This window comes from Allokutzneria oryzae (genome assembly GCF_042429765.1).
Classification (GTDB): domain Bacteria; phylum Actinomycetota; class Actinomycetes; order Mycobacteriales; family Pseudonocardiaceae; genus Allokutzneria; species Allokutzneria oryzae.
In genome coordinates this window covers 191,296-216,260 of record NZ_JBHLZU010000018.1, presented here as the reverse complement: position 1 = coordinate 216,260, position 24,965 = coordinate 191,296, and the positions used below count along the sequence as shown (strand labels likewise).

Genomic DNA, 24,965 nt, shown 5'->3' with positions numbered 1-24,965 from the left:
AGGTCAGTACTTGGCGGGGACCTCGGGCTCCTCGTCGTGCGAGCGACGTGCGATCGAGGCGTTCTCGCGCATCGTGCGGATGGTGCGCTCCGGCGCGCGGATCTTGCTCACCTTGCGGTAGCCCATCAGCCCGAACAGGCCCGCTCCCGCCAGCATCAGCAGGAAGACGATGCCGAACGCGGCCCACCGGTACAGCCAGACCGAGAGCAGCTCACCGAGGAAGAAGAACAGGAAGAACAGGCTGAAGACCAGGATGGCGAGCGCGAGGATGAAGTACACGCTGCCCTTGAGGCCCTTGCGCACCTCGTCCTTGAGCTCGATCTTGGCGAGTTCGAGCTCGGCCCTGATCAGCGTGGAGACGTGTGTGGTGGCCTCGCGGACCAGTCCGCCGATGGACTGCTCCGCCGCGGTGCTGGCGCTGTCGTCGGTCAGCGGGATGGACGCGACGGGCGGCAGCTCGGCGCCGCTGCCGTTGCCGTTGTGCTGGGCGCTGGTCACGACGGTCATCGTGCCATGCGTCCCCGACACCGGCGTGCTGGCCGTCCACCCTGGCATGTCACGCCCGGAGATGATCATGTAGGAGCGCGGTGCGCCCTGCTCCTCCTGATCAGCATCGCCGCCGCCAGCAGCGCCGCGGCGGCGGAGGCGACCAGCACCGCGGCCTTGGCCAGCTCGGCGATCTCCCTCGGCAGGGCCAGCTCGGCGATCAGCAGGCTCACCGTGAAGCCGACGCCGCCGAGCATCGACACGGCCGCCATGTCCCGCCACGCCAGGTCTCGGGGTTTGGCGGCGAGACCGAGCTTCACCGACAGCAGCGAGAAGCCGAAGATCCCGACCAGCTTGCCGACGACGAGCCCGGCGATCACCGCGAGCGCGACGCGGTCGGTTGTGAGCGCGGACAGCGCGTCGGCCCCGACCGGCACACCCGCGGCGAACAGCGCGAACACCGGAACGGCCAGGCCGGCCGACCAGGGCTGGAGCCGGTGCTCCAGGCGCACGGCGGGCGCCTCGGGCTCGTACCGGTCGCGCTTGACGCGGGTGAGCAGGCCGAGCGCGACCCCGGCGATCGTCGCGTGCACACCGGCGGAGTGGACCGCGACCCACACCGCGACGGCCAGCGGGACGTAGATCCACGCCGATGTCACCCTGCGCCGCTGGAGGTACCAGTACAGCGCCAGCAGCGCGCCAGCCACGGCGAACGCCAGGAGGTTGAAGGTGCTGGTGAACAGCACCGCGATCACCAGGATCGCGCCGAGGTCGTCCACCACGGCCAGGCTCAGCAGGAAGATCCGCGCGCTGTTCGGCAGCCCGGATCCGGTGATCGCTAGCACGCCGAGCGCGAAGGCGATGTCGGTGGCCACCGGGATCGCCCACGCCTGCGCCGAGCCGGGGGCGCCCCAGCTCACCGCGAGCGCGATGCCCGCGGGCACCAGCATCCCGCCGAGCGCGGCGATCACCGGCAGGGTGGCGGCCTTGCGGTCGGACAGCTCGCCGACGACCAGCTCGCGCTTGAGCTCCAGCCCCGCGACGAAGAAGAACAGCGCGAGCAGTCCGTCCTTGGCCCACTCCCCGACGGTGAGGTTGAGGTGCAGCGCTTCCGGCCCGATCCGCCAGTCCCGCAGCCAGCGGTACGCCTCGTCCCAGGGGGAGTTCGCCCACAGCAGCGCGATGGCGGTGGCGACCAGGAGGACGATGCCGCCCACGGTCTCGGTACGGAGGTAACGGGCCAGATCCGGCAGGACGGTGGTGGCGCGGCGGGCTCGCGACAAGATCGTGCTCCTTGGTCTGGGGACGGCTGTACGCCTGCCGACCAGACTTCCCGGCTCACCTATGCGCAATCTTAACGGCGATTTCGGGAACCTGAAAATCGTTAGCGCAACCACATCACAGCGTGTGAGTAGGTTCATGCACGTCGTGGGGTGTGTCGCACCTAGGGTGCAGGCTGTGACCGAGCGCTTCCAGGCAGGCAGGCTGGCCGTCATCGGCACCGTCGCGGGCGCGCTGTCCGGCTTGTTCGGCGTCGGCGGGGGAGTGCTCGTCGTGCCCGCGCTGGTGGCCTGGTGCCGCAGGGACCATCGGCAGGCGGTGGCCACCTCGCTGATCGCGCTCGGCCCGCTCGCTGTCGCCGGGGCGGTCAGCTACGCGCTGCACCACGAGGTCGACCTCGTCGTCGCGGTTCCCCTGGTGCTCGGCTCGCTGGCCGGGGCCTGGCTGGGCGCCGCACTGCTCAGCAGGGCTCCGCTCCTCGCGCTGAGATGGCTGTTCGCGGTGATCGCCACCGGCACCGCCGTGCGGCTGTGGATGGCCCCCGGCGAGACGCTCGGCGTGGCGAGCCACGGCATCTGGACGCTGGCGTTGCTGCTGCCGGTGGGAGTGGCCGTGGGGCTGCTGTCCGGGCTGACCGGGATCGGTGGTGGGACCGTGCTGGTGCCGATCATGCAGCTGGGGTTCTCGCTGCCCGCCGCGCTGGCCAAGGGAACCTCACTTCTCGTGATAATACCGACTTCGATCCTCGGTGGCTACCGAAATGCCCAAAAAGGAAACGGATCGTTGCGGGACGCGTTGTGGATCGGCTTCAGCGGTGTCGTGGCAACCGTGGTGGCAAGCCAGTTCGCTGTGTTCATGGACCACGCGCTCTCCGACATCCTGCTGGCATTTCTGCTGCTAGCAGTGGGTTTGAGTGCGGTATGGCAAGACCTTCGGGGCTTTTTCGGGTCCGTGTAGAACCAGCTTATAATCTATTTCAAAAAAGAACAAGGCTTGTTCTTCTTCTTTCGGGTTTCCACACTTTCTCCCATGGGGACAGTGCTGTGGATTGGTGGGGCGCAGTGGGCTGGCAAGTCCACGACCGCCCGGATACTCGTCGAACGATTCGGACTGACCGCCTATCACTACGACTTCCACGACTCCAGGGGCCACTACGACCGAGCACTGGCCGACGCGAGCCGGTTCCCGCACCGGCACGCGTTCGCCCAAGCCGATCCCGACGAGAGGTGGGTGCGCCGATCACCCGTGCGGATGGCCGCGGAGTGCCTGCGTGACTTCGCCGAGCGCTTCGAGATGGTCCTCGACGACCTGCGCGCGCTGTCCTGCGGGCGGCCGCTGATCGCCGAGGGCTGGGGGCTGCGGCCGGAGCTGGTGTCCGCCAAGGTCTCCGCGCCGGACGAGGCGGTGTTCCTGGTGCCATCGGAGGAGTTCCGGCAGCGGCAGCTGCGCGAGCTCGACCGGGCTCGGCGCCTGACCGCCGAGGTGAGCGACCCCGTTCTCGCGCAGGCCAACCGCGTCGCCAGGGACCGCCTGCTCGCCGACGACGTGGTGCGGTCGGCGCGGCTGTGCGGTTTCCGGGTGATCACAGTGGACGGCCGGGTCGACGCGGGTGGCGTCGCCGACGAGGTGCAGGAGCACTTCCGCAGGCACCTTCCCCGGCTCTGACAAGGAAACGGGCCCGCCGACGCTGGTCGGCGGGCCCATCGTCCGTCGTGCCCCTCATTTCGCGTTTTGTAGCCTTAACGCGAAATGAGAGCGCTCTTTCGCGCAATAAGGCTACAAAACGCGAAAACACCGACCACGCGTGCACGGGGGTGGGGCCGCCTCGGGGCAATGGGACGACTCGCAGGACAGCGACTAGTCCTCCGAGCCCTTGTTCAGGCCCGAGCTGATCAGGTCCATCACCGTCGAGTCGGCGAGCGTGGTCACGTCACCGATCTGCCGGTTCTCCGCGACATCGCGCAGCAGCCGCCGCATGATCTTGCCGGAGCGGGTCTTCGGCAGCTCGGGGACGACCATGATCTGCCTGGGCTTGGCGATCGGGCCGATCTCCTTGGCCACGTGGTCGCGCAGCTCCTTGACCACGTCATCGCCCGCCTCGACGCCGCCGCGCAGGATCACGAACGCGACGATGCCCTGGCCGGTCGTCGGGTCGGTCGCGCCGACCACCGCGGCCTCGGCCACCTTCGCGTGCGAGACCAGCGCCGACTCCACCTCGGTGGTGGAGATCCGGTGGCCGGACACGTTCATCACGTCGTCGACCCGGCCGAGCAGCCAGATCGCGCCGTCGTCGTCGTACTTCGCACCGTCACCGGCGAAGTAGAAGCCCTGGTCGGCGAAGCGGGACCAGTAGGTGTCGCGGAAGCGCTCCTCATCGCCCCAGATGCCGCGCAGCATCGCCGGCCACGGCTGGTCGAGCACCAGGTACCCGCCGCCGCCCTTGCCGACCGCGACGCCCGCCTCGTCGACGACCTTCGCGCCGATGCCCGGCAGCGGGCCCATGGCCGAGCCCGGCTTGCACGCGGTGACCCCGGGCAACGGGGCGATCATGATCGCACCCGTCTCGGTCTGCCACCAGGTGTCCACGATGGGGCAGCGGTTGGCGCCGACGTGCTCGCGGTACCACATCCACGCCTCGGGGTTGATCGGCTCGCCGACGCTGCCGAGCACCCGCAGCGAGGACAGGTCGTACCCGGCGGGGATGTCCGCGCCCCACTTCATGAACGTGCGGATCAGCGTGGGCGCCGTGTAGTAGATGGAGACCTTGTACTTCTGCACGATCTCCCAGTGGCGGCCCTCGTTCGGGGTGTTCGGCGTGCCCTCGTAGACGACCTGCGTCGCGCGGTTGGCCAACGGGCCGTAGACGATGTAGGAGTGCCCGGTGACCCAGCCGATGTCGGCGGTGCACCAGTAGACGTCCTGGCCCGCCTTGTGGTCGAAGACGTTGTGGTGGGTGTAGGCGGCCTGGGTCAGGTAGCCGCCGGAGGTGTGCAGGATGCCCTTGGGTCTCCCGGTCGTGCCCGACGTGTAGAGGATGAACAGCGGGTGCTCGGCGTCGAAGGACTCCGGCGTGTGCTCGGTCGACTGGTCGGCGACCACGTCGTGCCACCAGACGTCGCGGCCCTCGGTCCACTCGACCTCGGTGTCGGTCCGCTTGACCACCAACACCTTCTGGATGGTCGGTGTCTGCGCGACGGCCTCGTCCACGGCGGCCTTGAGCGGGGCGGGCTTGCCCCTGCGGTACTGGCCGTCGGTGGTGATCACCAGCTTGGCCTCGGCGTCGTCGATCCGCGAGCGCAGCGCCTCCGCGGAGAACCCGGCGAAGACCACGCTGTGGGTCAGGCCGAGCCGCGCGCACGCGAGCATCGAGTAGATCGCCTCGGGCACCATCGGCATGTAGATCGCCACGCGGTCACCGGCGACCAGGCCGAGCGAGGAGAGCGCGTTGGCCGTCCTGCTCACCTCGTCCTTGAGGTCGGCGTAGGTGATGGTGCGGGAGTCGCCGGGCTCACCCTCCCAGTGGATCGCCACCTGCTCGCCGTGACCGTCCTCGACGTGCCGGTCGACGCAGTTGTAGGCGACGTTGAGCTTCCCGCCGACGAACCACTTCGCGAACGGGGCGCCCGACCAGTCCAGCACCTGGTCCCACTCCGCGGTCCAGCTCAGCCGCCTGGCCTGCTCGGCCCAGAAGGCGTCCCGGTCGGCGGCCGCCCGCTCCGCCAGGTCGGCTTTCGCGTTCGCCTTGTCCGCGAACTCCGCGCTGGGCGGGAACGTCCGACTCTCTGTGAGCAGGTTGTCCAGAGCGTTCGCGCTCTGTCCGGCTTCGTTGCTCGGCGGGGTCATCGTGCTGGACCTCCTGATCGTCGAACGCTTCACATTCGTGTTCACGTTCGACCGTAGTGCGATCCAGCTCACGAAAACAGCCGGGCGTCTGTGGTCCAGACCACTCCGGGCTAGCGGGTCAGCCGTTCCGACAACCGTGCGCGAGCGCCCGGCCACTCCTCGGCGATCATCGAGAAGGTGACGGTGTCCCGCAGCGAACCGTCCGGGCGGACCCGGTGGTGCCGGTGCACGCCTTCGCGCAGCGCGCCGAGCCGGGTGATGGCCTGCTGCGAACGGTGGTTGTTGATGTCGGTGTGCCAGGTGACCCGGTGCGCGCCGAGCGTCTCGAAAGCCCGGCCCAGCAACAACAACTTGGCCTCGGTGTTCAGCGCGGTCCGCTGCCAGGGCGCGCCGATCCAGGTGTAGCCGATCGCGATGCCGCCGTGCGCGGGCACGATCTCGTAGAACGAGGTCGTTCCGGCCACCTCGCCGGTGCGCTGGTCGATCTGCGCCCACGGCAGCCGGACGCCCCGCTCCCGGTCGGCGACGCCGGACTCGATGATCTTCCGGGTGCCCGCCAGGTCCGCGGGCTGGCGCCAGCTCAGCCAGCGCCAGATCTCCGGGTCCTCGCCCGCCGCGTGCAGCCCCTCGGCGTGCTCCAGGGTCAACGGTTCGAGCCGGACGTGGCGGCCGATCAGGACCGGCTGCTCCCACCACCTGCTGTCAACAGTCACAACCCGAAGGTAGGTATCAAGCCACCGAAGGGGGAACGTCCACATCGCGACGATCGCGCTAGGCCACTGCTGGCGGTAACGTCCCCGTCTCGTGAGTGCCTTGGTCGCTGACCCACTGCGTCCGCTACTCGACCTGCCTCGGGTGTCCGAGGCCGTGAAAGCCGCCAGGGAGGCGATCGACGAGCTGCACCGGCACCCGGCCAACCGCAAGGGCTGGCCGACCACCGCCGCCGAGGCGTCGGTACGTGCCGCGCGGGCCTCGGCGGTCCTCGACGGTGGCAGCGCGGAGATCCCGGCAGGGGGAGAGGTGAGCGACCCCGTGCTCGCCGGCTCCCTGCGCGTGGCCGAGTCCGTCGGTTTACTCCTCACCACCTGGCAGCGCGCGCCCTTGCAGGCCCTCGCCCGGCTGCACGTGCTCGCCGCCGCGGACCTGGTGCCGATCGCCCAGTCCGACGCGCTCGGCAGGCCCAAGGGTGACGCCGAGACCTCCACCCGGCTCGACCTGCTCGCCCAGCTGGTCGCGGGCGGCACCGAGGTCCCGGGCCCGGTGCTGGTCGCCGTGGTGCACGGCGAGCTGCTCGCGCTGGACGCCTTCGGCACGGCCGACGGCGTTGTCGCACGGGCCGCGGGCAGGCTCACGGCCATCGCGACCGGCCTGGACCCCAAGGGCCTCGCGGTCCCGGAGGTGCAGTGGATGCGCAAGCCGGAGGAGTACCGCAAGGCGGTCAGCGGCTTCGCGGGCGGCACCCCCGAGGGCGTCGGCGAGTGGATCCTGTTCTGCTGCGCGTCCCTGGAATCCGGGGCGCGCGAAGGCAAGAGCATCGCCGACGCGGCGCTGGAGTCCTGACGACAACGGCCCCGGACCTCGCCGAGGTCCGGGGCCGACGCGGGAGCTCTCAGGTGGTCGCGGCGCCCAGGGTCACCAGCGCGTCGCGCACGTGACCGTCGGTCTCGTTGAGCGCCAGCGCGGCCTGCGCACTGTCCACACCGGACAGAAGGCAGACCAGCGCCACCTTCACGTCGCCGTCGGCGGCCAGCAGCGCGTCGGAGCACTCCTGCTCGCCGAGCCCGGTCGCCTCGCGCAGGATCGTCACGTTCCGCCCGCGCAGCTTCGCGTTGGTGGCCCGCATGCTGACCATCAGGTTCGAGTACGTGCGGCCCAGCTTGATCATCACAGCGGTGGAGAACGAGGTCAGCACGAGCTTCTGCGCCGTGCCCGCCTTCATCCGGGTCGAGCCCGCGATCGCCTCGGGGCCGGTCTCCAGCGCGATCACCACGTCCACGTCCACCAGCGACGCGGTCGCCGGGTTGGAGGAGACGAAGCCGGTGTGCGCGCCGATCCGTCTGGCCTCGGCGAGCGCGCCCAGGACGAACGGCGTCCGGCCGGAGGCCGCCAGGCCGAGCACGAAGTCACCGGCGACGGCGTGCTCGCGGATGACCGCCGCGCCCGCCTCGTCGTTGTCCTCGGCGTTCTCCACGGCCTTCACCAGCGCGGCGCTGCCGCCCGCGTGGTGGGCGAGGAACCAGTCGTGCGGCGCGTTGAACGTCGGCGAGAGCTCGGCCGCGTCCAGCGTCGCCAGCCGGCCGGAGGTGCCCGCGCCGACGTAGTGCACGCGCCCGCCGCCGCGCAGCGCGGCGACGGCGAAGTCCACGGCCCGCGCGAGCTGCGGCAGGGTGGCCGCGACCGCGTCCGGGACCGTCCGGTCCTCGTTGTTGATCAGTTGCAGGATCTCCTGCGTCGGCAGCAGGTCGATGTCCAGCGTGCGCGGGTTGCGGCGCTCGGTGGGAGCATCGACCTGGACCGCCGGGCGAGGACTAGGCACTGTCATTTTCCCGACTCCCGTTGGCGACGGCGGCCGTCCGGCCGCGGTCCGAGGCGGTGTCCGCTCACCGCCTCGTAGGTGGCCTCCAGGGCCGTGGTCGCCGAGTCGTGGTGTCGCTGGGCGATACCGACGAACAGGCAGTCGATCACGGTCAGCTGGGCGATCCGGCTCGCGGTGGCGCCGGAGCGGAAGGTGGTCTCGCGCGCGGCGGTGGTCAGCACGTAGTCGGAGACCTCGGTGACCGGCGAGCGCGGGAAGTTGGTCAGGGCGACGGTGATCGCGCCCCTGCTGCGCGCGACCCGCAGCGCCTCGATGGTGTCCGAGGTGGCGCCGCTGTGGGTGATGCCGACGGCGACGTCGCCCTCGGTGAGCACGGCGGCCGAGGTCAACGCGATGTGCGTGTCGCTCCACGCGAAGGAGGTGCGGCCGATGCGGTGCAGCTTCTGCTGGAGGTCCATGGCGACGAACGCGCTCGCGCCGACGCCGTAGACGTCGACCCTGCGTGCGATGGCCATGGCCTCGACAACGCGCTCCAGCTCGGCGATGTCGATCTGGTCGGCGGTCTCCTCGACCGCGCGGGCGTCGGAGAAGGCGACCTTGTTCACGACCGCCCGCAGGTCGTCGCCGGGGCCGATGTCACTGCCGAGGTCGCGGTCCGCGCGCGCGGCCGTCCGCGCCGTGTCGGCGGCAAGCGCGATGCGCAGATCCGGGTAACCGCCTACGCCGATCGCCTTGCAGAACCGGGTCACCGTCGTTTCACTGGTACCGGCCTGCTCTGCCACCTCGGTGATGCTGCGATGGGCGACCGTCGCGGGATCCGCCAGCACCACCTGGGCGACCCGCTGTTCCGCGCGGGCCAGGCCCGGGAACAGTGAACGGATCCGAACGAGGGGGCTTGCTTCGCCGGTGTCCATAGCTACGCCGTTCTCTGAGGCCATGTCGGAAACTTACTAACAAGTAGGTTGCAGATCAACCCCAGGCGGAGTCCTTGTCGCGGAGACTGCTCCGCCACCATAACTCAGCTGTGCAGGGCTGTTGATGAAGAACTTGCGCCGTTCGGGAAAGGCAAAGTGCTTTCCGGTGTCCTTCGTTCGGACGACAGGTTGTAGCACGTTCAACTTAATGGGGGCCAGGCATGAGGCTGGTAGGAGGCGTGCCGGCTCATCCGGTTGGGAGCCCTCTCATGCACCGGCAACGCAGTTGACAACGTTTGTTCCGGATCGGTCCAGCTCACGAAGAATACGTAGAAGATTCATCTGTCTGCGCCTTGCGCGAGGCCGAATCGTTACCCGCTGACCGCGACCCGGTGGCCACCAGATGTGACGAACGCGTCATCGCCGCGGCGCCCGAGCGGGTGACGCTGCCCGAGCGGGTGACAACGGCACGAAGCCCCATCTCCCGCGCTGGTGGAGATGGGGCTTCGTGGCAGGTGCCGACAGGGGCCTTTCACCTCGTCGAGGTGGGGGAAAGGCCCCCGCCGACCGTCATCGGCGAGCGGCTGACCACCCGTCCGCCGTGAGGCGCTGCGGCTGGTGCTCACCGTCGAGCAGCAGCCCATCGGAACCCCATACCCGGATCCCGTCGAGGTAGACGCCGCGCCCGGACGCCTGCGCGTCGGTGCTGTAGCGCCACCGCAGCGTCACGTCCTTCGCCGCCGGCAGCTCGGCGCGGACGCTCCACCACGAGCGGTGCCCGCTGCCGCTGAGCGCCTCCTGCGTGCCGTCCGGGGCGCCCCTGCCGTCGGCCCGCAGCCCCACCGGCTGCCAGCTCGCGCCGCCGTCCACGCTGGACTCCACGGTCAGCTTGTCCAGCTCCGGCTCGGTGTCCACGAACGCCTCGAAGGTCACCGCCCGTGCCCCGGAGAGCACCGGGCTGGTCAGCGTCGCGTTGCGCGCGTCACCGACCCCGGAGAACCACGAGTCCCTGCCCTCCAACGGCTTCACGGCCATCGCCTGCGCCAGTCCCCTGGCGAAGGCCCGCCGTGCCGGGTTGTTCGAGCCCCAGTTGCGGGTCGGGTGCACCCGGTTGGTGAGCAGCACCGCGATCGACCGCGAGGTCGGGTCGATCACCAGCGAGGTGCCGGTGAAGCCGGTGTGCCCTGCCGTGCGGTACCCGGCCAGGCCGTCCATGTACCAGTGCTGGTTGAGCTCGAAGCCCAGCCCGCGCTGGTTCGGCGCGAACTGCGGGATGTAGTTGACCAGCATGTCCCGCAGCGTGTCCGGCCGCAGCACGCGCTTGCCGCCGTAGCTGCCGCCGTTGAGCACCATCTGCCCGAACACGGTCATGTCCCGCGCCGTGGAGAACACCCCGGCGTGCCCGGCGACCCCGCCCAGCGACCACGCGTTCTCGTCGTGCACCTCGCCGCGGACCATGCCGCGCGGGGGCACCGCCTCGAACTCCGTCGCCGCGACGCGGTGCAGCTTCTCCTTCGGCGGGTTGTAGCCGGTGTCGGTCATGCCCAGCGGCTCGGTGACCCCCTTGCGCACCAGCACGTCCAGCGGCGAGCCGGTGACCTGCTCGGCCAGCACCGCCAGCGTGATCAGGTTGAGGTCGGAGTAGATGTAGGCGGAGTTCGGCGGCTGCTGGAGCTTGGACTCCAGCGTCGCCTTGATCCGCGACGCCTTGTCCGGCCAGTCCCGCCACAGCGGGATGAACGGCTGCATACCGGTGGTGTGGGTGAGCAGCTGCCGGACCTTGATGCCCTCCTTGCCGTTGGCGGCGAAGGCGGGCAGGTAGCTGGCGACCGTGCGGTCCAGGTCGATCCGGCCGCGCTCGACCTGCTGCATCACCACCGTGGTGGTGAACAGCTTGGAGATCGAGGCCATGTCGAAGATCGTGTCGGCGCCCATCGGCACCCACTGGTCCTTCGGCAGCTCGGTGCCCTTGTCGTCGGCGTAGCGCAGGGCGTACCCGGTCGCGCCCTTGCTGACGACGACGCCGTCGTGCACCAGGACGCCGACCGCGCCCGCGTAGAGCGGGTTGGTCGTGCCCTGTTTCTCCGTCCAGGACCGCAGTTGGCTCCATGCGGCGTCGATCGGCGCGCGGTCGAGTCCGACCTGCTCCGGGCTGCCGTCGCGCAACTTCGTCCACTGTGGAGCGAAGCCGCTGTGCGGGCGGTCGAACCGCCCGGCCGAGCCGAAGGAGGAACCCTCCGGGGCGGCCGACGCGGTGCCGCCGAGCACGGCCAGTCCGGTGAGCAGGGCAACACAGGTCAGTGCTGGGGAACGCATGTCACCCTCTCACCGGTAGAGCAGGTACGGGGCGCGGTGCTTGCGGAACTCGGCCTGTTCGGCCTGGTAGGAGCCGACGATCTCGTCGACGCCCGCACCGCGCTCGATCATGTCCTTGAGCCGGTCGGTGCCCCACAGCTTCGCGATGAAGTTGTCGGTGCGCCACGCGAACAGGCCCGGGTACAGCCGCTTGGCCTCCACCAGCATCGCCACCCCGGCCCGGATCGGGTCGAAGCGGCGCGGGTCGGTGATCATCAGCTGCACGCCGCCGCAGTTCACACCGACGTGCTTGTTGAAGGTCGGCTGGAAGTAGGTCTCCCGGAAGGTCACACCGGGCATCCGGTAGCCGTTGAGCTTCTCGGCCCACCGCCAGTCCACCTTCGGCGCGCCGATGATCTCGAACGGCCGCGTGGTGCCCCGCCCCTCCGACCACAGGGTGCCCTCGAACAGGCAGGTCCCCGGGTACGCGAGGACGGTCTCCGGCGTGGGGACGTTGGGGCTGGGCGGGATCCACAGCAGTCCGGTGTCGTCGAACAGCGTGTCCCGCCGCCAGCCGCGCACCTCGACGACGTCCAGCTTCGCGACCCTGGAACCGGTCTCCTGCGGCAGGAACGTGTCGTTGTAGAGCCGCGCGAGCTCACCCATGGTCATGCCGTGGCGCATCGCGATGGGCTTGCGGCCGACACCGGAGGAGTGCTTCGGGTCCAGCTGCGGACCGTACGCTTGGCCGCCGATCGGGTTCGGCCGGTCCAGCACGATGACCGAGACGTTGGTGGCCAGCACCGCGGCGTGCATCGCGGTGTAGAGCATCCAGATGTAGGTGTAGAACCGCACACCCGCGTCGCAGATGTCGAAGACCACGGTGTCCACACCGGCCTTCTTGTACAGCTCGGCGAGCTTGGCCGCGTTGATGCCGTAGGCGTCGTAGACCCGCAACCCGGTGCGCGGGTCGTCGAACTCGCCTTCGGAGCCACCTGCCTGCGCGGTGCCGCGGAAACCGTGCTCGGGTCCGAAGATGCCGACCACGTTGACCTTTTTGCTGTCGGCCATCGCGTCGACGATGTGCCGCATGTCGGAGAGCACGCCGGTCGGGTTGGTGACCACGCCGACCTTCTTGCCCGCCAGCATCCGCCAGTCACCCGCGGCGAGCTGGTCGGCTCCCGTCAGCACCCTGCGGTGCCCGCCGAAAGCCTCGGCCTCGGGCTGCGCCGCGGCCGTGCCCACGCCAATGCCCAGCGCGGGGGCCGCCAGCGCGCTCGCGGTGAGGAACCTGCGCCTGTTCAGACCATCCATTGTGGACAATTCCTCCGCTACCAGGTCAGGCCGTGGCCGAACGGGAACCGGACGACGGTCGGGTCGCCGGCGCTGGGCACGCTGACCGGCAGCTTGCCCTTGGGGGAGAGCTCGCCGAGCACGACCTTGGCGACGGACTCCATCGAGCCCGCGCTGAAGGAGTAGGTGTTCAGCCACGTCTTCACGGCGTCGACGTGCGCGGCGTCGTAGGGGTCGCGCACCGCGACCGCGATGACCGGCTTGCCCGTCGACGCGAGCTTGGTGAGCAGCTGCTGCTGCGTCGGCTCCTTGGCCGCGCGGTTGGTCAGCACGATCACGGCGTCGTTCTGCCCGGCCGCGGCGACCGCGGAGTCGATCGCCTGCGGAGTCGGCTTGAGTCCCGTGGTCAGCGCGGTTGTGGCGACACCCCGCGCGCTGAGCTGCTTGGCGAGCGTCTGCGTGCTCGCGGTGCCCCACGTCGCCGCGGGGTCGCTCCAGCCGGTGACCAGCACCTTGCCGGGCTTGGTGCGCATCGGCAGCAGCTTGTCGTCGTTGCGGACGGCGGTCACCGTTGCGTCGGTGACCTTCTGCGCGGCGGCTTGGTTCGCCTTGCTGCCGACGGTCTTCTCCGCCGCCGCCGGGTCGACGAACGGCGTGGTCAGGATGCCGCGCTTGAGCTTCATCAGCAGGATGCGCAGCACGCTCTCGTCGATGCGCTGCTCGGTCAGCTCACCGGTGCGCACCGCGTTGATCACGCTCTTGATCGCGACGTCCAGGTACTGCGGCATCAGCAGGACGTCGACGCCCGCCTTCAGCGCGAGCACGGGCAGCCGGTCGTCCGGGTGCTTCTTGCGCGCGCCCTCCATCCGCAGCGAGTCGGTGTAGACCACGCCGCGGAAGCCCAGCTCGCCGCGCAGCATCCCGGTGATCACCTTGGAGGACAACGTCGACGGTTCGCCGGAGTCGTCCAGCTTCGGCACCACGATGTGCGCCGTCATGATCGAGTCCACGCCCTTGGCGATGGCCGCGCGGAACGGCGGGGCGTCCAGCTGCGCCCACTGCTCGGGGGTGTGGTTGATGACCGGGAGGCCGTAGTGGCTGTCCACGTCGGTGTCGCCGTGGCCGGGGAAGTGCTTGACGTTGGCCGAGACGCCCTGCGTCGGCAGACCGCCCTGGTAGCCCTGCACCTGCGCGGTGACCATGTCGGAGACGAGCTTGGGGTCCGAGGAGAACGACCGCACGCCGATGACCGGGTTGGCCGGGTTGACGTTGACGTCCGCGTCCGGCGCGAAGTTCTGGTTGATGCCGACCGCCCGCAGCTCCCTGCCGGTGATCTCGGCGGCCTTGCGGGCGTTCTCGGTGGACCGGGTCGCGCCCAGCGCCATGCTGCCGGGGAACTGGGTGGCCGGCGGCCCGAACCGGGTCACCACGCCCTGCTCCTGGTCGGTGCTGACGAGCAGCGGCAGGTTCCCGGAGCTCACCGCGGCGCGCTGAAGGCCGTTGGAGAGCTCGGCGACCTGCCGCGTGTTGTGGAAGCTGTCGGTCCACGAGAAGTAGATGACCCCGCCGAGGTGGTAGCGCTTGACCACCTCCGCAGCGGTGTCGACGCCGAACTCCTCGCGGTTCTTCGGGTGGGGGGTGTCGGCCGTCTTGCCGTAGACGTTGGCGACGAAGAGCTGGCCGACCTTCTGCTCCAGCGTCATGCCGCGGAGCGCGCTTGCCGCCGCGGTCATCGTGGCCGCCTCCGCGTTCTGCACGGGAGCCTCCGGGGCGGCGGCCGCCGGGAAGGCACCCATGGTGGCGGTGGCGAGGGCTGCTGTCAGCAGCACCGCGACTTGCCTGCGGGGGATGGACTTGACGTGACGCAACGGAGCCTCCCGACATCGCTGGCGGCCAATTCTCAACTGGATGCCCGATAGACACGGCAAGTTACCCACGGGAATCGTGGGGGTCAACGCGTGTGATGGGCCTGCAACGAACACATGAGCCCTGGTCGCCCGCTTGCCGGACGAGCCGTGCCGGTCACTGGTGCATCTGGCGCAGTCCCCGGAGCGGGCTCCGGGACGGGGTGCAGGCTTTCACGAACCGTGCCAGCGCGCACACCCTCTGTGGCAGGGAATGAAGGTTGCGCGACTAAGACGCGACAAAAAAGGGGGCGGCGCCCGTCGACTTGCGTCGAGGGCGCCGCCCCATCAGCGAGGAGGATCGGGGTACCAAGCGTGCATCTCGTGTCGTACCTGGTTAGGGCTCGGCGTCCAGCGTCCCGGTACGCAGCCCTGTGACGACATGCCTCCCGCGGCGTGCTGCGCGTGGGTTCCCAATCTCCTCGCACGGAGCCCTAGGGGGTGAACGGTACTTCTCTTCGTAACGTCCCTGGCCTCTAGAGGTCCGCACCTCCTTTGTAGTCCGTGACTGCCATCACAGCAAGGGCACGGACGGGTGCACCGTTTCAGCAAGGTCGACACGCCTTGCGGCAACCCACGAGTAGGGCTGCGCCTTCGGCTGGAACCCGCTAGCCCTAACAGGTTCAGTCGCCTTGTTCCTCTTGCCCTTTGCTCCGCCGCTGGTGCCTGCGGATGCCGTAGAAAGCGACCCCGGCTGCCGCGACGACGCCGAGCCCGACCGCCGCCGCGGCCACGGCCGTGCCCGAGGGGCTGGGGATGCGTGAGCGCAGCGAGACGGGGTCGGAGAAGGTCAGCACCGGCCAGCCGCGCTGCGCGGCGACCTTGCGCAACGAGCGGTCCGGGTTCACCGCCGTGGGGTGCCCGACCGCCTCCAGCAGCGGCAGGTCGGTGATCGAGTCGGAGTACGCGTAGCAGTCGGCGAGGTCGTAGCCGTTGGCCTGGGCCAGCTCGCGCGCGGCAACGACCTTGTTCTCGCCGTAGCAGTAGAAGTCGACCTCGCCGGTGTAGCGGCCCTCCGCCGCGACCATCCTGGTGCCGACGCTCTGGGTCGCGCCGACCATCTCCGCGATCGGCTGGACGATCTCCGCGCCGGAGGCAGAGACGACGATCACATCGTGACCTTCGGTCTTGTGGTCGGAGATCAGCTCGGCGGCTTCGGCGTAGACCAGGGGGTTGACGATGTCGTGCAGCGTCTCGTCGACGATCGCGCGGACCTGCTCGACGTCCCAGCCGGTGCACAGCGAGGTCAGGTGCTCGCGCATCCGCTCGGTCTGGTCCGCGTCCGCTCCGGCGAGCATGAACATGAACTGGGCGTAGGCGCTCTTCAGCACGGCGCGCCGGTTGATCAACCCCTCCTGGAAGAAGGGCCTGCTGAAGGCCAGGGTGCTCGATTTGGCGATGACGGTCTTGTCGAGGTCGAAGAACGCCGCGACCCGGTTCTCTGCCGTCTTTCGCCCGCTCTCACCAGGAACGATCACGGACTCAGCATAGGTCTCGTTGCGGCACCGGTGCCGAATCGTCACCTGTCGCTCGAACGGACGAGAGGCAACTTCTGGCGGCGGGGGGATACAGTAGTGACGTCCGGCTGTGCCGGACGGGTTCAGTCCGACCCCCCGGGACTGAACCTATGACGACCCCCGTCCCTCCCCCCTGGCGGGGGTCGTCCCATGTCCGGGGTCGGACGCGTTTCCCCAGGATCCCTGCTACGAGGCGGTTTCCGGCTCCCGGGCCCCGTTGGCTCGGTCTCACCCTCGGTGCCAGATCCGAGACGTGGAGCACCCTTGCCGCCGTTCTCCTGTGGGTCTGTGCGCGATCTTGTCGCTTTGTGAGGGGGCATCCTTCCGGACACCTCGACGTGGCGTTCCCCTCGCGACGGCTCCGGCTCGTCGCGGGAGCCGTTGTTCGCGCGCGCGAGGGGTACCCCCGACTTCAATTTTTCCTCAGCGCACCGACATTCCCGGCGCCACAACCGCCGCACAAGCCGAGTTGTCCACATCGACCCCCGTTGTCCACAGATTGCCCCGGCCCCGTGGCCCGAGCCCCGATCCCGAGTGACCGTGGGGAAGCCGCCGGAACGCACCTCCGGCGCGACGGGACACGGCGGGGGGAACCAGTGGACACGGCACGACCTCTGGTGTTGATGGACGACACCGAACTGCTTGACGAGGCCCTGCGGCTGGCCGCGGCGGCGGGCTGCGAGGTGCAGCGGGTGCCCGACGCGGCCGCCGCCCGGCGGCTGTGGTCGTCGGCGCCGCTGGTGCTGCTCGACGAGGCGGGCCTCAAGCGGTGCGCCGACGCCGACCTGCCGCGCCGGGCCGGGGTCGTCGTGCTGACCGAGACCGAACCGGACCCCGGTCTGTGGCGGCAGGCGGTCGAGGTCGGCGTGCACAAGGTCCTCGCCCTGCCCCGGGCGGAACCCTGGCTGGCCTCGACCCTTGCCGACATCGCGGAAGGGCCGGAGACCGACGCGGGCCGCGTGCTGGCCGTGGTCGGTGGGCGCGGCGGAGCCGGAGCCTCGGTGTTCGCCTGCGCCACCTCCGTGGTCGCGCTCGGCAGGGGTGAGCAGGTGCTGCTCGTCGACTGCGACCCGTTCGGTGGTGGCCTCGACCTGGTGCTCGGCGCCGAGCACACCGAAGGACTGCGCTGGCCGGGACTGACGCCGACTCGGGGCCGGATGTCGTCCTCCTCGTTGCGCTCGGCGTTGCCGGAGGCCGAAGTCAAGGGCGGCGGGCTCACGGTCCTGTCCTGCGACCGGGACGGGGGCGGGCCGGAACCGGCGGCCGTGGACGCGGTGGTGTCGGCGGGCAGGCGTGGCGGCGGGATCGTGGTCTGCGACCTGCCGAGGCATCTGCCGGACGCCGCGCTCACCGCGCTCGACCTCGCCGACCTGGCCGTTCTCGTGGTCCCCGCCGAGGTTCGGGCGTGTGCCGCCGCGTCCCGGGTCGCCGAACGAGCACTGAGCCGCGGGGTCGATCTCCGCGTCGTGGTTCGCGGCCCGGCACCGGGCGGGCTCAAGGCGGAGGACGTCGAACGGTCCCTCGCCCTGCCCTTGCTGGCCGCGATGCGCCCGGAACCCGGACTCGGCCGCGCGCTCGACAACGGGCACCCGCCGGCGCAGACCAAGGGACCTCTCGCCGCGACGGCCGGCCAGGTTCTCGACGTGCTGTGCGACGGGCGGACGCGGTGAGCGGGGATCTCGCCGACCGCGTTCGGCACCGGCTGGCGACCTCGAACGCACCGGTGACCGCGGGAGCCGTCGCCGACGCCGTTCGCGCGGAAGCCGGGGGAGTCATCGGCGACACCACCCTGCTGCGGACAATCCGTGTGCTGCACCAGGAGTTCGTCGGTGCGGGACCACTCGAACCCCTGCTCCGCGATCCGGCGACCACGGACGTGCTTGTCGCGGGCGCGGGGCAGGCGTGGGTGGATCGGGGCCGAGGACTGCGACCGGTGCTGATCGACCTGCCCGACGAGGAATCGGTGCGGCGACTGGCACAACGGCTCGCACTCGCGGCCGGACGGCGCATCGACGACGCGCAGCCCTATGTGGACGGTTGGCTTCCCGACTGCGGCGCCAGCGGCAGCGTCCGGTTGCATGCCGTGCTCTCGCCGATCGCCGCGGACGGCACCTGCATCTCGCTCCGCGTGCTGCGTCCGGCGACGCACGACCTGGACACCTTGTGCGCGCTGGGCACCTTCGACCGCTCCATGGCGCACGTGCTCCGTTCGTTGATCACCGCGCGGCTGGCCTTCCTCGTCGTCGGCAACACCGGCTCCGGCAAGACGACGCTCCTGGCGGCTCTGCTCGGCTGCGTCCCCGAGGAGGAGCGCATCGTCAGTGTCGAGGAAGCGGCAGAGCTCCAGCCGGGACACCCGCACGTCGTCCGGCTCATCGCCCGGCCGCCCAATGTCGAGGGCGCGGGTGAGATCACGCTGCGACAACTCGTCCGCCAGGCGCTGCGGATGCGTCCCGACCGCCTCGTGCTCGGCGAGGTCCGCGGTGCGGAGGTCTGCGAGATGCTCGCCGCGCTCAACACCGGTCACGACGGCGGAGCGGGCACTGTGCACGCGAACTCTCCAGCGGAGGTGCCTGCGCGGTTGGAAGCCCTGGCAGCGCTCGGCGGCCTGTCCCGCGACGCCCTGCACAGCCAGCTCAGCGCGGCGGTCCAGGTCGTGCTGCACATGAAGCGCGAGCCGGACGGACGTCGTCGGCTGGCGGCCGTTGGCGTGCTCACCCGTGTCGGTGAGCGCGCGCAGGTCGTGCCCGCCTGGCACCACGAGAGCGGGTGGCTGCCCGGCAAGGGGCTGCTCGCCGATCTGCTGAAGGCGAGGGAGGTGAACCCGCCGTGGTAGCCCTCGCTCCCCTCTGCCTCGCACTAGCGATCACGTTGTGGCCCACTGCTTCTGCGCGATCCAGGCTGGCGGCGCTGTCCGGCGTGACCAGGCGGTCCGGATGGGCGCGGTACCGGCCGGGCACGACGCCGCTCATCGCGGTCACCGCGATCGTGGTGGCCCTGTTCGCCGGGATCGGTGGGGCAGTCGCGGTCGCGGTTCTGACGTGGACGGTGCACCGGCACCTGCGTCGGCGCCGTGTTGAGAGCCGCCGCATGGTCGCTGCGAACGGCCTTGCCGAAGCGCTGGAACTCCTCGTCGGGGACCTTCGATCCGGTGCTCACCCCGCGAGCGCGATCGAGAGCGTGATCGCCGACGTGGACCAGGAGACCGAGAAACCCTTGCGCGCCATGCTTTCCACCGCACGACTGGGGGGAGACGTCCGCTCCGCCCTTGACCGCTTCATCGAGGTCGATCCGGTGTGCGGGCCGGCGTTGAGGCACCTCGGTGCGGTGTGGGACACGGCGGAGAAACACGGCGTGCCCTTGGCGGAGCTGGTGGAAGCGGTGCACCGGGACCTGGGGCAACGAATCCGGTTCGCGCACCAAGTGGACTCGCGCATGGCCGGTCCACGTGCCACCGCCGCCGTGCTCGCGGCGCTGCCGGTGGTCGGCCTGCTGCTCGGAGAGGCCATGGGAGCGGCACCGCTCGTGGTGCTCGTGCGGACCGGGTTCGGCCAGGTGCTGCTGGTTCTCGGAGCGGTGCTGATGTGTGCGGGCTTGGCGTGGAGCACGCACCTCACCTCCCGGGCGGTGGCCGTATGACCACTCAGTCCTTGGCGGCGCTCGCCCTGGCGGCGGCACTCATCGCCGCGCCGACGGCACGAAGCAGCAGACCGCGACTCGATGCCTTGTTCGGTCAACCACGTGCCACGGCACCGCCAGCCACCCGCAGGAGGTGGCTGGCGGTGCTGGCAGGACTGAGCTTGGGCGGCTGCGTCGCGGTTCTCGCTCCGGACGCGGTTCTGCTCAGTCCTCTCGTCGCGTTCGGAGCGTGGTTCGGTGCTCGTTGGGTGTTGAACAGGCCGCCCGACGTTCCGGAGACCGATCCGTTGGCGCTCGCCGCGGCATGGGACGTGCTCGCCGCGTGCCTGAGCTCAGGGATGCCGGTGCCCACGGCTGTGCGGGTGGTCGCCGAGCGGCTTCCCGGCTCGGCCCGGACCGCTTTGGCGGAGACCGCGGAGCTGCTCGCGCTCGGCGCTGATCCCGTGGCGGCGTGGCAGCCCGCCCTTGCCGTGCCGGAGACCGCGCGATTAGCCAGGGCGGCTCGCGGAACGGCTCGGTCGGGCTCCGCGCTCGCCCAGCTCGTCCGTGAGCTCGCCACGACGTTGCGGGCGACGGCCGCCGACCGGGCGGAGGCCCTCGCCCAGCGCGCGGCGGTGCTGGTGGCCGCGCCGCTGGGGCTGTGCTTCCTGCCCGCCTTCCTCTGCCTCGGCGTCGTCCCGGTGGTCGCCGGGCTGGCGAACGGGCTGCTCGCCTCCTGGTGACGGAGTCGGCCCCGCTGGTGGAGATGGCCGGAATGTCCGAAGTGGACAGCGCGAGAAATACATGGAGAACCACCTTTCACGAGGGAAAAGGGGTTGTTGAAAATGGAATGGAAAATCTTCTCGGGCTCGCGGACCGGCCTTGTCGGACTCGTCGGCACTGATGCGGGGACGGCCAGCTCGGAATACGCGATCGCCACCATTGCGGCCGCCGCATTCGCCGCCATCCTCTATGCGGTCATCACCGGGGAGCCGATCACCGCGGCGCTGGAGGGACTGGTCCGGCGTGCGCTCGACGTCGCCTTCTAGCCGTGTCCGACCGCGGTGCGGCGACCGTCGAGGCCGCCATCGCGGTGGCCTCCCTCCTGCTCGTGCTCGGTCTCGCGCTGACCGGGCTGCGCGCCGTCGCCGACCAACTCCGGTGCGTCGACGCCGCCCGCGAGATCGCCCGGCTGATCTCCCGGGGCGACCATGGAGGCTCCGCCGAGGCGTTGCGCCGGATCGCTCCGGCCGGTGCTGGGCTGATCGTCCAGCAGGACGGCGAGACCGTGTCCGTGGTCGTCGAAGTGGCCGTCCTCGGTCGTCTGCTGCCGGGCCTGCGGTTGCGAGGCAGCGCGTTCGCGGTGCTCGAACCCGGAGTCGGCGACGCCGAGGAAAGCCCTTGAACTGGGCAAACCGGTCCGATCGGGGTTCGGTGACCGTTCCGGCGGCGGTCGGAGTGGCGGGCCTGCTCTCCGTCTTGTTCCTGTTCCTCTGTCTCGGCGGGGCGCAGATCCACCGGCATCGGGCCGAGGCGGCGGCCGATCTCGCGGCCCTCGCCGCGGCCGCGCGGGCCCCCTCCGGAACGTCGAGCGCCTGCCGCGCGGCGGCCCGGGTCGGCGAGCGGATGGGGGTGGTGGTGACCGGCTGCCGGCTCGACGGATGGGACGCGCTCGTCGAGGTTCGGGCCACGGTGACCGGTCGGCTGCCGTTCGTCGTACCGGTCGTCGCACGGGCACGGGCCGGTCCGGCTGAGTGATCGAGAACGGTCGGCTGCGATGAGCGGTCGATGAGCCACGGCGAGCGGCAGAGAGATCGACTGTGATCGGTATTACCCCCGGAGACGACGGTGCCGACGGCGCCGGTCGTCGCAGTCGAATGGTCGGCAGAGTTCGTTCCGCCTGCGATCTAGGTCTCATTCGCCGTGCCGTAGCTACCGGTTGTCGACGCGGGGTTACGCAAGGTGGCAGTTGTGCCGTTTGGTTTTGATGGAAGCGAGAAGCACCGTTGGAGGCAGAAAATGGATTGGTCGGATAGCTGGCGCGGAGCATTCCGGATCGAGCTGCGCGCGGAGGCCATCGGCCTCGCGTGGCGCGGCTGGCCGGTCCTGCCGGGCACCTACCCGACCGCCGCCGGCTGGGCGGGCCGGGACGGCCTGCAGACCGACGGTCCCGTCCCCGTGCACCGCGACTGGGCCGAGCGCGTCGGCACCCAGCCCGACCAGGTGGCCACCTGGTGGAGCGGCCGCCCCTACTCGCTGCTCGTGGCCACCGGAATCGTCCTCGACGCGATCGAGGTGGACGCGGAGCTCGGTCGCCGCGCCGCCATCGAGCTGCGCGCCGCCGGTGTCGTCGTGCCGATCGCGGCCACCCCCTCCGGCCGCTGGCTGTTCCTCACCGACTCCGGCGCCCAGCTGCGCGCCGAGCTCGCCGCCGAGGACGGCATCGTCCTGCACGGCAAGGACAGCTTCATCCCGCTTCCGCCTTCGCCTTTCCAGCACGGCGTCGCCCACTGGCGGGTCAAGCCGCAGGTCTGCGGCTGGAACCTGCCGAGCTCGGAGATCGTTCAGGACGCTCTGTCCCTGGCTCTGCGCTCCGACGTCGTCGACAACGCTGCGCGGCTGGTTACCGCGGAGCGCTAGGGGATCGGTCAGCCGGCTCGACGCGACTCGACCCCACAACGGCGAGTACCGCATCGAGTACGGCGACCGCCCCCGCCTTGTCCAGCGGTTCGTTGCCATTCCCGCACTTTGGCGACTGAACGCAGGACGGGCACCCCGCCGGGCACTCGCAGGAAACGATCGCCTCCCGCGTAGCTGCTAGCCAAGGGACAATCGCGGCATGACCGCGATCGGCAAAGCCGGCTCCCCCCGGATGCCCATCGTGCACGAACACCGTCGCCTCCCCGGTGTCAGCGTGCGAAGCGGTGGACACCCCGCCGATGTCCCAACGGTCGCAGGTCGCAAACAGCGGTAGCAGGCCGATCGCCGCGTGCTCGGCAGCGTGTAGCGCGCCGGGAGTGCGCGCCGGTTCGATTCCGGCGCCCCCCGGCGCGCTACCGCGCAGCAACTCCTCCGACAGCGTGTACCAGACCGCCCGCGTGGTCAGGGTCTGCGCGGGGAGTTCGAGCGGAACCTGGTCGAGAACCCGGCCGGAGGGCAGCTTCCGCAGGTAGCCCACCACCTCGGAGGTCACCTCCACCTCACCGAGGCAGACCGACACCCCACCTGAATAGCGACGTTCCTCCACGGTGCGCACCACGGAGATGTCCACGACCGTCCTCGGCGAGGTCGTCCACTCCGGATCCTCGGCGTGCACCAGCGCGAGCCCTCCGTCGAGGTCGAGCTCGTCGACCACGTAGGACTCACCGCGGTGCAGGTAGACCGCGCCCGGATGCACTGTGGCGCAAGCGGAATCCGGGTCGACCGTGCCGAGCATCCTGCCGGAGTCGCCCTCGACGACCGCGACCTGCTCGCCGCCGGAGCCACGGATGTCGACCGTCCCATGTGGACTTTCCCGGTCGGTCCAGAACCACCCGGTCGGCCGCCGCCGCAGGACCCCGTCCGCGACGAGCCCGTCCAGCACCGGGCGGGCGGCGGCGCCGAAGCCGGCGAGGCAGTCCTCGGTCAGCGGCAGCTCCGCCGCCGCGCAGGCCAGGTGCGGCGCGAGGACGTACGGGTTGGACGGGTCCAGCACCGTGGCCTCGACCGGGCGGCTGAGCAGCGCCGCGGGATGGTGCACGAGGTAGGTGTCCAGCGGGTCGTCCCTGGCGACGAAGACGACCAGCGCCTCCTCGCCGTCCCGCCCGGCGCGCCCCGCCTGCTGCCAGAACGAGGACAGCGTGCCCGGCCAGCCCGCCACCAGCACCGCGTCCAGCCCGGCGATGTCCACGCCCAGCTCCAGGGCGCTGGTGGTGGCGACCCCGAGCAACCGGCCGTCGAGCAAGGCCCGTTCCAGCGCTCGCCGTTCCTCCGGGAGGTAGCCGCCGCGGTAGGAGTCCACGAACCGCGCGAGCTCGGGATCGACGTCGGCGAGGATCCGCCGCGCGCCGAGCGACGCCAGCTCCACACCGCGCCTCGACCGGATGAAGGCCAGCGTGCGGGCGCCCTGGAGCACCAGGTCAGCGAGGATGCGCGCGGCCTCGGCCCCGGCGGAACGCCGGATCGGCGCACCGTTCTCCCCGGTCAGGTCCTCCAGCAGCGGCGGCTCCCACAACGCGACCGTGCGCCCGCCGCTCGGGGAGCTGTCCACCGTCACCGCCTGGCACGGTGTTCCGGTCAGCAGCGAGGCGGACTCGGCGGGACTGGCCGCCGTGGCCGACGCGAGCACGAACACCGGATCGGAGCCGTACCTGCGCGCCACCCGCCGCAACCTGCGCAGCAGCAGCGCCACGTGTGAGCCGAAGACCCCGCGGTACGCGTGGCACTCGTCGACCACCACATGGGTCAGCCTGCGGAAGAAGCCCGACCAGCGGGCGTGCGCCGGGAGGATTCCCCGGTGCAGCATGTCCGGGTTGGTGAAGATCCACCGCGAGTGCGCGCGGACCCAGTCCCGGTCGACTCGCGGGGTGTCGCCGTCGAAGGACGCGGCCCTGACGTCGGGCAGCCCGAAACCGGTGACCGATCGGAGCTGGTCGGCGCCGAGGGCCTTGGTCGGGGCGAGGTAGAGCGCACGGGCCTTCGGGTCCTCCGCGAGCGTCGCGAGGACGGGCAGTTGGTAGGCGAGCGACTTGCCGGACGCGGTGCCCGTCGCGATTACCACGTTATGGCCCGCTTTCGCCAGTTCAGCGGCTTCGACCTGGTGCCGCCACGGCCGTTGCACTCCGTCCACGCGCAGTGACTCGACCAGCTCCTCCGGTGCCCACTCCGGCCAGTCGGCGAACTCCGCCCGCCGCGGCGGGACCCTGGCGACGTGGGTGAGCGGGTGCTCGTCGGGCCCGGTGCCCGCGACGACCTGATCCAGCAGGTCACGGCCGCGAAGCCGCCGGTACGACGCACCGCCGGGGTTGTCCTGTCGTCCTTCCGTCCGCCCACGCACGTTCGGAGTCTGACAGCAGGTACCGACAGCGCGGACGGGCCAGGGGCCCAGGGGTGGACACAAGATCAATCAGCGCGGAATGATCACGTTCCGTGTTCGTGTAGGGACGGCGTGAAGGCGCGTGTGACGTTGGCAATAGACTCCGCCACCGTTGCATCGCCGGGACCGCGCCGTCCCGGCGATGCACATGCCTTTTATCCGCGTCGGAGCTGACGCAGCTGGTGGCTCCTGGCGTGGCATAAC

22 protein-coding genes are annotated in these 24,965 nt (G+C 70.5%); 11 read left to right on the top strand and 11 right to left on the bottom strand.

From position 1 onward, the window contains the following. Nucleotides 1-3: 3 nt before the first annotated feature. Complete coding sequence (locus ACFFQA_RS20115) at nucleotides 4-507, bottom strand: phage holin family protein (protein WP_377854245.1); 504 nt, start codon at nucleotides 505-507, stop codon at nucleotides 4-6. Nucleotides 508-572: 65 nt separating this feature from the next. Further along, on the bottom strand, nucleotides 573-1,769 hold the full coding sequence (nhaA, locus tag ACFFQA_RS20110; protein WP_377854242.1) for a Na+/H+ antiporter NhaA: 1,197 nt from the start codon (nucleotides 1,767-1,769) through the stop codon (nucleotides 573-575). Nucleotides 1,770-1,944: 175 nt separating this feature from the next. On the opposite strand from nhaA, the gene ACFFQA_RS20105 reads away from it, so the two are divergent. Both ACFFQA_RS20105 and ACFFQA_RS20100 read left to right on the top strand, forming a co-directional pair. Then, nucleotides 1,945-2,724 (top strand): sulfite exporter TauE/SafE family protein, encoded by a 780-nt coding sequence (locus ACFFQA_RS20105; protein ID WP_377854239.1) that lies wholly within the window; start codon nucleotides 1,945-1,947, stop codon nucleotides 2,722-2,724. 72 nt (nucleotides 2,725-2,796) lie between these two features. Next, a complete protein-coding gene (locus tag ACFFQA_RS20100; RefSeq protein WP_377854237.1) occupies nucleotides 2,797-3,432 on the top strand; it encodes a hypothetical protein in 636 nt (211 codons plus the stop codon). Between the two features lie 192 nt (nucleotides 3,433-3,624). On the opposite strand, the gene acs is transcribed toward ACFFQA_RS20100, so the two are convergent. Further along, nucleotides 3,625-5,610 carry an acetate--CoA ligase gene (gene acs, locus ACFFQA_RS20095; RefSeq protein ID WP_377854234.1) on the bottom strand — a complete coding sequence of 662 codons (1,986 nt, stop codon included), beginning with the start codon at nucleotides 5,608-5,610 and terminating at the stop codon, nucleotides 3,625-3,627. Between the two features lie 110 nt (nucleotides 5,611-5,720). Beyond that, nucleotides 5,721-6,323, bottom strand: a complete 603-nt coding sequence (locus tag ACFFQA_RS20090; protein WP_377854231.1) for a GNAT family N-acetyltransferase — start codon at nucleotides 6,321-6,323, stop codon at nucleotides 5,721-5,723. 142 nt (nucleotides 6,324-6,465) lie between these two features. Here ACFFQA_RS20090 and ACFFQA_RS20085 point away from each other — a divergent pair, with 142 nt between their 5' ends. Next, a complete protein-coding gene (locus ACFFQA_RS20085) occupies nucleotides 6,466-7,170 on the top strand; it encodes an oxidoreductase (RefSeq protein ID WP_377854228.1) in 705 nt (234 codons plus the stop codon). Nucleotides 7,171-7,219: 49 nt separating this feature from the next. On the opposite strand, the gene murQ is transcribed toward ACFFQA_RS20085, so the two are convergent. From murQ to ACFFQA_RS20055, 6 genes are all read right to left on the bottom strand, one after another. Continuing rightward, nucleotides 7,220-8,152 (bottom strand): N-acetylmuramic acid 6-phosphate etherase, encoded by a 933-nt coding sequence (gene murQ / locus ACFFQA_RS20080; RefSeq protein WP_377854225.1) that lies wholly within the window; start codon nucleotides 8,150-8,152, stop codon nucleotides 7,220-7,222. Further along, nucleotides 8,149-9,084, bottom strand: coding sequence for a MurR/RpiR family transcriptional regulator (locus ACFFQA_RS20075; protein WP_377854222.1), 936 nt, complete (start codon nucleotides 9,082-9,084; stop codon nucleotides 8,149-8,151). The genes murQ and ACFFQA_RS20075 overlap by 4 nt, the downstream gene beginning before the upstream one ends. Before the next feature lie 546 nt (nucleotides 9,085-9,630). Beyond that, on the bottom strand, nucleotides 9,631-11,376 hold the full coding sequence (locus tag ACFFQA_RS20070) for a serine hydrolase domain-containing protein (RefSeq protein WP_377854219.1): 1,746 nt from the start codon (nucleotides 11,374-11,376) through the stop codon (nucleotides 9,631-9,633). A 9-nt stretch (nucleotides 11,377-11,385) separates the two neighbouring features. Continuing rightward, nucleotides 11,386-12,669, bottom strand: coding sequence for an exo-beta-N-acetylmuramidase NamZ family protein (locus ACFFQA_RS20065; RefSeq protein WP_377854217.1), 1,284 nt, complete (start codon nucleotides 12,667-12,669; stop codon nucleotides 11,386-11,388). A gap of 17 nt (nucleotides 12,670-12,686) precedes the next feature. Continuing rightward, the gene (locus tag ACFFQA_RS20060) at nucleotides 12,687-14,444 is read right to left on the bottom strand and encodes a glycoside hydrolase family 3 protein (RefSeq protein ID WP_377855906.1); all 1,758 of its coding nucleotides are present in this window, start codon (nucleotides 14,442-14,444) and stop codon (nucleotides 12,687-12,689) included. 731 nt (nucleotides 14,445-15,175) lie between these two features. Beyond that, nucleotides 15,176-16,030 (bottom strand): HAD family hydrolase, encoded by an 855-nt coding sequence (locus tag ACFFQA_RS20055; RefSeq protein ID WP_377854214.1) that lies wholly within the window; start codon nucleotides 16,028-16,030, stop codon nucleotides 15,176-15,178. Between the two features lie 662 nt (nucleotides 16,031-16,692). Here ACFFQA_RS20055 and ssd point away from each other — a divergent pair. From ssd to ACFFQA_RS20015, 8 genes are all read left to right on the top strand, one after another. Continuing rightward, a complete protein-coding gene (ssd, locus tag ACFFQA_RS20050) occupies nucleotides 16,693-17,739 on the top strand; it encodes a septum site-determining protein Ssd (RefSeq protein ID WP_377854211.1) in 1,047 nt (348 codons plus the stop codon). Next, complete coding sequence (locus ACFFQA_RS20045; RefSeq protein ID WP_377854209.1) at nucleotides 17,718-18,905, top strand: TadA family conjugal transfer-associated ATPase; 1,188 nt, start codon at nucleotides 17,718-17,720, stop codon at nucleotides 18,903-18,905. The genes ssd and ACFFQA_RS20045 overlap by 22 nt, the downstream gene beginning before the upstream one ends. 83 nt (nucleotides 18,906-18,988) lie before the next feature. Then, nucleotides 18,989-19,708, top strand: a complete 720-nt coding sequence (locus ACFFQA_RS20040; RefSeq protein ID WP_377854207.1) for a type II secretion system F family protein — start codon at nucleotides 18,989-18,991, stop codon at nucleotides 19,706-19,708. Beyond that, complete coding sequence (locus tag ACFFQA_RS20035; protein WP_377854204.1) at nucleotides 19,705-20,430, top strand: type II secretion system F family protein; 726 nt, start codon at nucleotides 19,705-19,707, stop codon at nucleotides 20,428-20,430. Before ACFFQA_RS20040 ends, ACFFQA_RS20035 begins: the two co-directional genes overlap by 4 nt. Before the next feature lie 102 nt (nucleotides 20,431-20,532). Further along, on the top strand, nucleotides 20,533-20,736 hold the full coding sequence (locus ACFFQA_RS20030) for a DUF4244 domain-containing protein (RefSeq protein WP_377855903.1): 204 nt from the start codon (nucleotides 20,533-20,535) through the stop codon (nucleotides 20,734-20,736). A gap of 2 nt (nucleotides 20,737-20,738) precedes the next feature. Further along, entirely contained in the window at nucleotides 20,739-21,092 is a 354-nt protein-coding gene (locus ACFFQA_RS20025) for a TadE family type IV pilus minor pilin (protein ID WP_377854201.1), read from the top strand. A 29-nt stretch (nucleotides 21,093-21,121) separates the two neighbouring features. Then, complete coding sequence (locus ACFFQA_RS20020) at nucleotides 21,122-21,445, top strand: Rv3654c family TadE-like protein (RefSeq protein WP_377854198.1); 324 nt, start codon at nucleotides 21,122-21,124, stop codon at nucleotides 21,443-21,445. Nucleotides 21,446-21,706: 261 nt separating this feature from the next. After that, complete coding sequence (locus tag ACFFQA_RS20015) at nucleotides 21,707-22,327, top strand: bifunctional DNA primase/polymerase (protein ID WP_377854195.1); 621 nt, start codon at nucleotides 21,707-21,709, stop codon at nucleotides 22,325-22,327. Here ACFFQA_RS20015 and ACFFQA_RS20010 read toward each other — a convergent pair. Next, on the bottom strand, nucleotides 22,311-24,722 hold the full coding sequence (locus ACFFQA_RS20010) for a DNA 3'-5' helicase SftH (RefSeq protein ID WP_377854193.1): 2,412 nt from the start codon (nucleotides 24,720-24,722) through the stop codon (nucleotides 22,311-22,313). The two genes, ACFFQA_RS20015 and ACFFQA_RS20010, sit on opposite strands and share 17 nt — an antisense overlap. Between the last annotated feature and the right edge of the window lie 243 nt (nucleotides 24,723-24,965).